This is a genomic window from Kitasatospora sp. NPDC087315 (assembly GCF_044744345.1).
Taxonomy (GTDB): Bacteria; Actinomycetota; Actinomycetes; order Streptomycetales; family Streptomycetaceae; genus Kitasatospora.
On sequence record NZ_JBIUYD010000029.1, the window covers coordinates 102862 to 111698 of the forward strand.

At 75.4% G+C, this 8837-nt stretch carries 6 protein-coding genes; 3 read left to right on the plus strand and 3 right to left on the minus strand.

Annotation, left to right across the window (positions count from 1 at the left end; translation table 11 throughout):
• Nucleotides 1–40: 40 nt before the first annotated feature.
• Entirely contained in the window at nt 41–3742 is a 3702-nt protein-coding gene (locus ACIO5D_RS32770) for a PAS domain-containing protein (RefSeq protein WP_400799640.1), read from the plus strand.
• A gap of 62 nt (nt 3743–3804) precedes the next feature.
• Here ACIO5D_RS32770 and ACIO5D_RS32775 read toward each other — a convergent pair whose 3' ends face one another.
• Both ACIO5D_RS32775 and ACIO5D_RS32780 read right to left on the minus strand, forming a co-directional pair.
• Entirely contained in the window at nt 3805–5466 is a 1662-nt protein-coding gene (locus ACIO5D_RS32775) for a long-chain fatty acid--CoA ligase (protein WP_363603903.1), read from the minus strand.
• 169 nt (nt 5467–5635) lie between these two features.
• Complete coding sequence (locus ACIO5D_RS32780; RefSeq protein WP_400799643.1) at nt 5636–6007, minus strand: DUF4259 domain-containing protein; 372 nt, start codon at nt 6005–6007, stop codon at nt 5636–5638.
• 107 nt (nt 6008–6114) lie between these two features.
• Between ACIO5D_RS32780 and ACIO5D_RS32785 the strand changes: the two genes are divergently transcribed.
• Entirely contained in the window at nt 6115–6336 is a 222-nt protein-coding gene (locus tag ACIO5D_RS32785; protein WP_363603900.1) for a hypothetical protein, read from the plus strand.
• Between the two features lie 53 nt (nt 6337–6389).
• Here the strand turns inward: ACIO5D_RS32785 and ACIO5D_RS32790 are convergent, their stop codons facing one another.
• The gene (locus tag ACIO5D_RS32790) at nt 6390–7265 is read right to left on the minus strand and encodes a DUF1906 domain-containing protein (RefSeq protein ID WP_400799646.1); all 876 of its coding nucleotides are present in this window, start codon (nt 7263–7265) and stop codon (nt 6390–6392) included.
• Nucleotides 7266–7417: 152 nt separating this feature from the next.
• On the opposite strand from ACIO5D_RS32790, the gene ACIO5D_RS32795 reads away from it, so the two are divergent.
• Nucleotides 7418–8482 (plus strand): EamA family transporter, encoded by a 1065-nt coding sequence (locus ACIO5D_RS32795; RefSeq protein ID WP_400799648.1) that lies wholly within the window; start codon nt 7418–7420, stop codon nt 8480–8482.
• Nucleotides 8483–8837: the final 355 nt, after the last annotated feature.

Below are 8837 nucleotides of genomic sequence, written 5' to 3' on the forward strand. Positions count from 1 at the left end.
TCTCCGGAGGAGCTGCCCTGAGCCGAGGAGACCTGTCGACGTGAGCAGCAGGCCGATCCGAGGCGCTGCTCGCCTCGCCGCCATACTCGACGCCCTGCCAGACGCGTTGCTGCTGGTGAACAGCAACGGCACCGTTGTCGACGCCAACAACGCGGCGGTCCACGCACTCCAGACCCCCGGCACCTCGCTGGTCGGCATGGGCGTGCTGGACCTCCTGCCCGAGTTCGACCCCAGCCGGATCCCCGGCTCGATGCGGCCGGCGCCCCGCGAGGACGACGCCCTCGACCGGCCGGTCCGGATGACCGCCCGCCGCACCGACGGCACGACCTTCCCGGTCGAGGTCTCCGGCAACGACTTCGCCGACGACGGCGCCGGGGACAGCCGCGGCTACGCGCTCACCCCGCTCGTCCCGTACGACCCGTACCGCGAGCGCTCCTCCGCGAGCGACCTGCTCCTGCTGCTGGTCCGCGACCTCTCCAGCCGCCTCGGCGTCGAGGCGGAGCTGCGCCGCCAGCACAAGCAGACCGAGATGATCCTGCGGGCCGCCGCCGAGGGCGTGCTCGGCGTGGACCTCGAAGGCCGCTGCGTCCTGGTCAACCCGGCCGCCGCGCACATCCTGGAGTACCGGGCGAGCGAGCTGGGCGGGCGCGAGCTGCACCCGCTGATCCAGCACTCCCGGGCCGACGGCACGCCGCTGACGCTGGAGGAGTCCGCACTGCTGGACACCCTGACCTCCGGGCGCAAGCACCGGGTGCGCGGCACCGTGCTGTGGCGCAAGGACGGCCGGCCGGTCACCGTCGACCTCACCACCGCCCCCGTCCGGGACGGCGACCAGCTGGTCGGCGCGGTGATGACCTTCACCGACCGCAGCCGTGAGCTGGCCCTGGTCGCCCGCAACGAGCACCTCACCGCCGTCCTGGAGGGCGAGCTGGGCGGCGCCCTGACCGCGCTGCACCGGCGGATCGACGCGCTGGCCACCGACCCGGCCGGCCAGCTCTGGCCCGAGGCCAACTGGACACTGCGCCGGCTCGCCGACGAGTGCCGCCGGTTCGGCAAGCTGATCGACGGCGTGCTCGCCCACCAGCGTTCCGAGGCCGGCGGCGACGGCGGGTCCGGCGCACCCGGCTCCGCCGAGGACGGCCGGGCCGGCGACGACAAGGGCGGGAAGAAGACCGCCGAGCGGGTGCCGGTCGCCCTGGACAAGGTCGTCCGGCGGGCCGTCGAGCAGGCGGGCGAGCTGGTCGGCGCGGGCCGGGTCCGGTTCTCCGTGCACGCGGCCGCCGTCGAGGTGATCGCCGACGAACAGCGGCTCGCCCAGGCACTGGCCCACCTGGTCGCCGACGTCAGCGGGGTCGGACTCTCGCTGGACGCCACCCCCGAGACCTCCTCCCCCGGCCTGGCCGCCCCCGGCGCGCCCGCGCTGCCCCCCGGCGGCGGAGACGCGCCCATGGTGGTGCTCGCGGCCGCCCAGCGCGGCGAGGTCGCCCGGGTGGAGATCCGCGGCCCCGGACGCGGCGGCAGCCCCGTCCACCTGCCGATAGCCCGGGCCGTGGTCGAGCGCCACGGCGGTGTGCTCCAGCCGCACGAGCTGCCCGGCAAGGCCGGCACCACCTATGTGGTCGAGCTGCCGCTGGACCCGGCCGCGGCCAAGGCCGCCGCCGAGCGCGCGGGCGCCGAGGGGCGCTCGGACCGCCCCAAGGAGAGCGACAGCGCCGTGCTGCCCGACCTGCCGGGCATCCCGCAGCTGCCCACCGCGCAGGGGGCCGAGGACGACGCCGAGGCGGCGCCCGGCGAGAAGGCGCCCCGCCCGGACCAGGGCCAGGGGAAGGGGAAGGACCGGGAGCAGAGCCCCGACGAGAAGTCCGCCGAGAAGTCCGCCGAGGAGCCCGCGGCCGAACGGCGCGGACGCCGTGGCCGGGCCGCGGCCGAGGAGGCCGCGCCCCCGGCCGTACCGGCCGACCCCGACCAGTGGCCGAACGCCCCGGCGCGGGTCGAGCGGGCCGTTCCCGAGCAGTGGAACGGCACCGGCAACGACCCCGCATACGGCCGGCAGGGCCTGGGCGGCCCGGACACCGCGCAGCGCGACCCATGGGGCAAGGACGACGGCCGGGCCGGTACGGCGTACGCGGTGCCGGTCGGCGGCGAGCACCCGGGCGGCCGGGGCGGCCAGGCCGCGCCGACGGGCCCGCGCGGCCCGTTCGCGCTCGGGCCGGGCACCGGGTCCGCTCCGGAGCCCGCCACGAGCACGCCGGCGGGTGGGACCGAGACCCCCGCCGAGGCCTTCGGCGACCGCGGCGCGGCCGCCGGCCGGGAGGCCGGCCCGAGCACGGGCCGGCCGTCCGGTCAGGCCCCGGCCGAGCCGGAGTCCAAGCCCTCCGGGCGGCGCCGGGCGCTGCCCGCCAACGAGGAGTCCGCCGACGGATTCGCCCTGCCGGGCGTCCCCGACACCGGCTTCCCGGTCTACCCCGGTCTGGAGCACGCCCTCCCGGCCGGGCCCGCGCCCACGCCCGCACCGAGCGAACCGACCGGCGCCGCGCCGACCGGCCGTCGGCGCCGGCTGGCCGTCCCGCCCGGCCCGGGCCCGGACGCCCGGGTCACCTCCGGCACCTCCGGCACGTCCGCCGAGCTGGAGCCCGCCCGGCCCGCGCTGCCCGCCCCCGGCGGGAACGGCTCCGGTGGCGACGGCCCCGGCGCGCCGGACCGGACCGACGGCCCGCGGCCGGTCGGCACCGGCCTCGCCGAGCTCGCGCCGCCGCGCCCGCTCGGCGCTCCGGGCGAGGCCGGCACGCCCGGCGGCCCGGGTGAGGCGTTCCCGCCGGCCGCGCTGCCCCCGGCCGCCCTGCCGTCGTCCGCCGTCACACCGTCCGCCGGGCCGGTCCCGACCGGCGGCGCGCCGCAGCCGCCCGCCGCGCCGGAGGCCCGGACGGCACCGCGTCCGATGGCCGAGCTGCCGGCCGCCGGCCAGGACTCGGTCGAGCACCCGTCGATGGCGACCCCCGCCGGGGACGGCGGCCCGCGCCGGTTGCTGGTCTGGCCCGAGCCCGACCCGGCCACCAAGCAGGCTCTCCAGGAACGCGGCTACCGCCCGGTGATCGTCCGCTCCCGCGAGGAGGTGGACGCCCAGGTCTCCGGCTTCCCCGCCGCGCTCTTCGTCGACCCGCTGACCGGCCCGATCACCCGGACCGCGCTGCAGTCGCTGCGCACCGCCGCGCTGAACAGCCGGGTCCCGGTGCTGGTCACCGCCGGCCTCGGCCAGGCCACCCGGGATGCCGCGTACGGCGCCGACCCGGCCGTCCTGCTGCGCGCACTCGCCCCCCGCGACGGGGAGAACCACGCCCCGCGGGTCCTGCTGGTCGAGGGCGATCCGGACATCGCCGCCGCCATGATCAGCAGCCTGGAGCGGCGCGGCATGCACGTCGAGCACGCGGTGGACGAGAACGACGCCGTCGCCCGGGCGAGCAGCGTCCAGCCGAACCTGGTGGTGATGGACCTGTTCCAGATCCGCCGCCGCCGAATCGGTCTGCTGGACTGGCTGCGCACCAACGACCGGCTGCACCGCACCCCGCTGGTGGTCTACACCTCGGTCGACCTCGACCCGCGTGAGCTGCCCCGGCTGCGCACCGGCGAGACGGTGCTGTTCCTCGCCGAGCGCTCGACCAGCGCGGACGTGCAGTCGCGGATCGTCGACCTGCTCGGACGGATCGGTGCCATGGGCGAGACGGGCGTCGCGGCCGCCGGCTGACCCGGACGACGCGAGAGGGCCGGCCACCCGCCGTGGGTGGCCGGCCCTCGTCGCGCCCCGGTCTACTCCTTGCCGAGGAGCGTGACGTCCAGTTCGTCGGCCGCGTAGCTGGCGCGGATCACCTTCTTGTCGAACTTGCCGACCGAGGTCTTCGGCACCGCGTCGACGATCACCCAGCGCTCCGGCAGCTGCCAGGAGGCGATCCGCCCGGCCAGGAAGGCGCGCAGTTCCTTCAGCCCGACCGTGGCGCCCGGGCGCAGCACGACGGTGGCCAGCGGGCGCTCGCCCCACTTCTCGTCCGGGACGGCGACCACCGCGGCCTCGGCGACCTGCGGGTGGGCCATCAGCTGGTTCTCCAGGTCCTGCGAGGAGATCCACTCGCCACCGGACTTGATCACGTCCTTGGCGCGGTCGGTGAGGGTGAGGTAGCCGTCGGCGGTGATGGTGCCGACGTCACCGGTGCGCAGCCAGCCGTCCTCGGAGAACTTGTCGTCCGGACGCTGCGGGTCGTGGCCCGCGCCGCCGTAGTACGCCCCGGCGATCCACGGTCCGCGCACCTCCAGCTCGCCGGCCGAGACGCCGTCGTGCGGCATCCGCTCGCCGCCCGGGCCGATCAGCCGGGCCTCGACGGAGGCCGGGAAGATGCCCTGGGTGACGCGGTACGGCCACTCCTCCTCCGGGGTGAGGCCCCCCGGAGGCTGGGCGAAGGAGCCGAGCGGCGAGGTCTCGGTCATGCCCCAGGCGTGCAGGACCCGGATGCCGTGGCGCTCCTCGAAGCCCCGCATCAGCGACGGCGGGCAGGCGCTGCCGCCGATGACCACCATGCGCAGGCTGGAGGTGTCGTGGTCGCCCGCGTCGAGCTCGTCCAGCAGACCGCTCCAGATGGTGGGCACGGCCGCGCTGACGGTGGGCCGCACCCGGGCGATCATCTCCGCCATCGGCTTCGGCTGGAGGAAACGGTCCGGCATGAGCAGGCCGGCGCCGGACATGAACGCGGCGTGCGGGATGCCCCAGGCGTTGACGTGGAACATCGGGACGACCGGCAGCGCGATGTCGCGCGGGGTGAAGGCGAAGTTGTCCCCGGTGTTGACCTGGAGACAGTGCAGGTAGACCGACCGGTGGCTGTAGAGCACGCCCTTCGGGTCCCCGGTGGTGCCGGAGGTGTAGCAGAGCACGGCGGCCTGGCGCTCGTCGATGTCGCTCTGCCAGGGGTACTCGGCGGGCCGGTCGGCGATCAGCTCCTCGTAGTCGTGCACGGTGCCCGCGAAGCCGTCCAGGACGGACCGGTCGCCGGGGCCGCTGACCACGATGTGCCGGAGCGTCGGGTCGAGGTCCGGGAGGACGGCGGCGAGCAGCGGGAGCACGCTGCCGTTGACGATGATCACGCGGTCGGCGGCGTGGTTGACGATGAACGACAACTGGTGTGCCGGCAGCCGCAGGTTGAGCGTGTGCAGCACCGCGCCCATCGCCGGCACCGCGAGGTAGGCCTCCAGGTGCTCGGCGTTGTTCCACATCAGCGTCGCGACCCGGTCGTCCCCGGTCACCCCGAGCTCGTCCCGCAGCGCGTGCGCGAGCCGGGCGGCCCGCGCCCCGACCTCGGCGTACGTCCGGACCACCGGCCCCGTGCCGTCCCAGGTGGTGACGGTCGACCGCCCGTGGATGGTGGCCCCGTGCTCGAGGATCCTGGCGACGGTGAGCGGTACGTCCTGCATCGTGCTGAACACGGGTCCTCCTTGACCGGGCGGCACTGCGGCTGCGACTGCGCGGCTACCGGGGGCTACTGGGCGGTAAGGCGCGCGGACGAGCCCGATTGTGCCTCTCGGCAGGGCGGATGTCAGTAGCCCGGGCCCGTTGCACGGATCACGGATTCGTCCCTGTTCCCGGCCCCGGGGATCAGCCCCGGGAGCGGGCGAGGGCCGCGAGGTCGTCGAAGGTGCGGAGGAGGACGGCGCGGCGTTCCTCCTTGTGGCCGGGTGACGGGTCCAGGTCGTCTATGGAGCGCTCCCAGACGGACAGGAAGGCCTCCTTCCAGGCCTCGACGACGTCGGCCGGGGGAAGTTCGGCACCGACGTAGTGCTGGGAGGCGATCAGGTGGAGCAGTTCGAGGTTGCAGGGGACGGCCACGCCCCAGTACTCGTCGGGCTCCAGCTCGACCTGGTCACCGGCCATGGCCTGCTCGATCTCGCCGATGAGGCGCGCGGTGACCCCGGAGAGGTGGTCGGCCGCCGTGTCGTTGTCGAAGTTGCCGCTGTCCCAGGTACCCATGTGGTCCTCCTCGGTTTCCGCTTCCCTGGACAGAGGTTGTAGCACTCACGGCTGACAATGGCGGTCGGCGCCGGTCCCGGACGGGCCCGCGCGCGATACTGCATGGCATGAGCGACAGCCACGACGACCGCCAGGTGAAGCGGGAGCCGGCCAGGTTCCGGGTGCCGTGTCCCAACTGTTCGAACGGGGTGCAGACCCGGGCCCGGATGGGGATCCGGGGAGACCGGACGGGGACCGGCCACATCCCGGAGACCTGCCGGGACTGTGCCGGACGGGGCTGGTCGCCGCTCGGGAGCGGCGAGTGGCGGCGGCGCCCGGCCGCAGGCTGAGCCCGGGTGGGCGCCGCCGGGCGGCTCGGCGGGGGGGCCGGGGAACCGCCCCGTCAGCCCGCGAGGGGGGTGTCGACGTGGTTGCGGTCGACGGTGAGCGTCGCGCCGCCGTAGGTCTCCTCGATGTTGCCGTGGTACTGGTGCACGCGCTGGTGGTCGGTCCAGAGTTCGGCGCCGAGGGGACCGCCCCCGACGGTGTCGGCGCGGTCGTCCCAGCGGGCGTACCAGAGCGAGTCGGGCAGCGGGGAGCTGCCGGCCCGCGCGGCGGCGGCGAGGTCGGCGATGCCTGAGTCGAGGCTGGAGTAGAAGCCGGAGCGGTAGCCGGCCGCGTGCAGGGTCTGGGTCCAGCCGAGGGTGAAGTCGACGACGGCCTGACCGCAGCCCGGGTCCCGCGCCGGGTACGCCTCGATGTCGAGGAAGACCGGGCTGCCCTCGCCCAGCCCGACGGTGCTCAGGCCGCGGACCGCCTCGGCCGCCTCGTCCCGGCCCTGCTGCACGGCCCGGTTCGGGTCGATCCGCCGGGGCTTGCGGCTGAGTCCGCTGCACGGCGCCTGCAGCCCCACGTGGACGGGGATGAACCGCCAGCCCATCGCCCGTACCTGGCGGACCCAGTCGGCGGTGAGCCTCGGCTGGTCGCAGCCGCGCTGGCCGCCGCTGGTGTAGATGCCGACCGCGCCGTACGGGGAGGTGCCGCGCCAGGCCCGGAGGGTGTCGAGCGGGGGTGCGGTGCAGGCGTCGAAGGCGGCGCCGGTGTAGAGGTCGCGGGCCCGGAGGGCGGGCGGGCCGGCCCAATCGGGCAGCACGGTGGCCCGGATCCGGGGGGCGGCGGCGGCCAGGGCGGTCGTGTCGGCGTTCACGCCCGCTCCGTCGGTGGCGAGCAGCAGGGCGAGGGACACGACGACAAGGGCCGCGGAACGGAGATAGCGCACCCCGCCTTGATACTGACGGACCGTCGAACGGTTGCCACTGCCGCGCCGCCCGTGCCGCCGAAGCTCACCCTTTCGGGCGCACCCGTCCGCATCCGTCCGGATTCAGGTAACGAGCTTGCCCCTTCATCACTCCTTACGGCAAACTCGCCAGCATGCCCACGCCCAACCCCAGCGAAACCGTCGCCCCGACGTCGGCCGCCGCCGTCGCCGAGGCCCTTGCCATGCCGCCCGCCCCCAAGGGCGAGCCCGCCGGCGAGCGCGGTAGCTGGCGACGAGGCGGGGCGCCCGGCGCCGAACCGCCCCCAGGCACCCGACCCGGCCGGACCGACCGGCGGTTCTCGAAGCTGATGCGGCGCCCGGAGCGAATCCCGGCGCCGCTCTTCTGTCTGGCCGCGATGTTCCTGGTGCAGCTCGGCATCGCGCTGTCCAAGCCGCTGTTCGGCCCGCTCGGGGTCAGCGGTACGACCTTCCTGCGGCTGAGCTTCGCTGCGGTCATCCTGCTGATCGCCACCCGGCCCCGGCTGCGCGGGCGCCGTCCGCGCGACCTCGCGGCGGCCGGCCTGCTCGGGATGGCGTCCGCCGGGATGACGCTGCTCTTCGCCGGGGCGATCGACCGGCTGCCGATGGGCACCGCCGCGACCATCGAGTTCCTCGGCCCGCTCGCGGTCGCGCTGGTCTTCGCCCGCCGCGCCAGCCACCTGCTCTGGGCGCTGCTGGCAGCCGGCGGGGTGGTGCTGCTGACGCTGCTCGGCGAGGGCGACGGCGGCTCGTCGCTCGACCCGGTCGGCCTGCTGTACGCCTTCGGCGCGGCCGCCTGCTACGCCGCGTACATCCTGTTCACGGACAAGGTCGGCGCCGCGTTCCAGGGTTTCCAGGGCCTGGCGGTGTCGATGACGGTCGGCGCGCTGACGCTGGCACCGTTCGGACTCGGCCAGGCCTGGGACGGGCTGACCGCCCCCGGCGCCTCACCGCTGATGCTGCTGCTCGCGGTGGCCGGGGTGTCGCTGCTGCTGCCGGTGATCCCGTACGCGCTGGAGATGACGGCGCTGCGGCGGATGCCGCAACGGGTGTTCAGCGTGCTGGTGAGCCTGGAGCCGGCGGTCAGCGCCCTGGTCGGCCTCGTGGTGCTGGGCCAGTTGCTCGGCGCACCGCAGCTGGCCGGGATCGGGTGCGTGGTGGCCGCGAGTGTGGGCGCCACGCTGACTGGGCGGCGGTAGCGAACCAGTACCGGCCGGTGGTGAGCCCGGTCGGCCGGCGGGTTCGCGACTCGCCGCCGACCGGGTGTGTCCGGCCCCGGGGATCGGCGGAGAAGCCCTGGGGCCTGTCGTCGGACTCCCGTCGTCCGCCCGGAGGGCGGGCGTGACGGCGTTGGGGTGCGTGCATCGCAAGGCGGAGGAGGAAGCCACTGCGGTGGGGGCACCTCCCGGCCGGAGGCTGGGGGAGCGTCGACGCGCAGACGGGAGTCTGACGACAGGCCCTAGGGCCTGTGTGATGTCGTGATCAATATTGCGGTTCCGTGCCCACCCGAAGGCGGAATCCGGTAGGACGCTGTGTGTGACGCGTAGGCAACTC

Bases quoted from the DNA above. Each gene is read 5' to 3' on its own strand.
- ACIO5D_RS32795 (WP_400799648.1), top strand. From the start codon at position 7,418: ATGCCCACGCCCAACCCCAGCGAAACCGTCGCCCCGACGTCGGCCGCC.
- ACIO5D_RS32785 (WP_363603900.1), top strand. From the start codon at position 6,115: ATGAGCGACAGCCACGACGACCGCCAGGTGAAGCGGGAGCCGGCCAGG.
- ACIO5D_RS32780 (WP_400799643.1), bottom strand. From the start codon at position 6,007: ATGGGTACCTGGGACAGCGGCAACTTCGACAACGACACGGCGGCCGAC.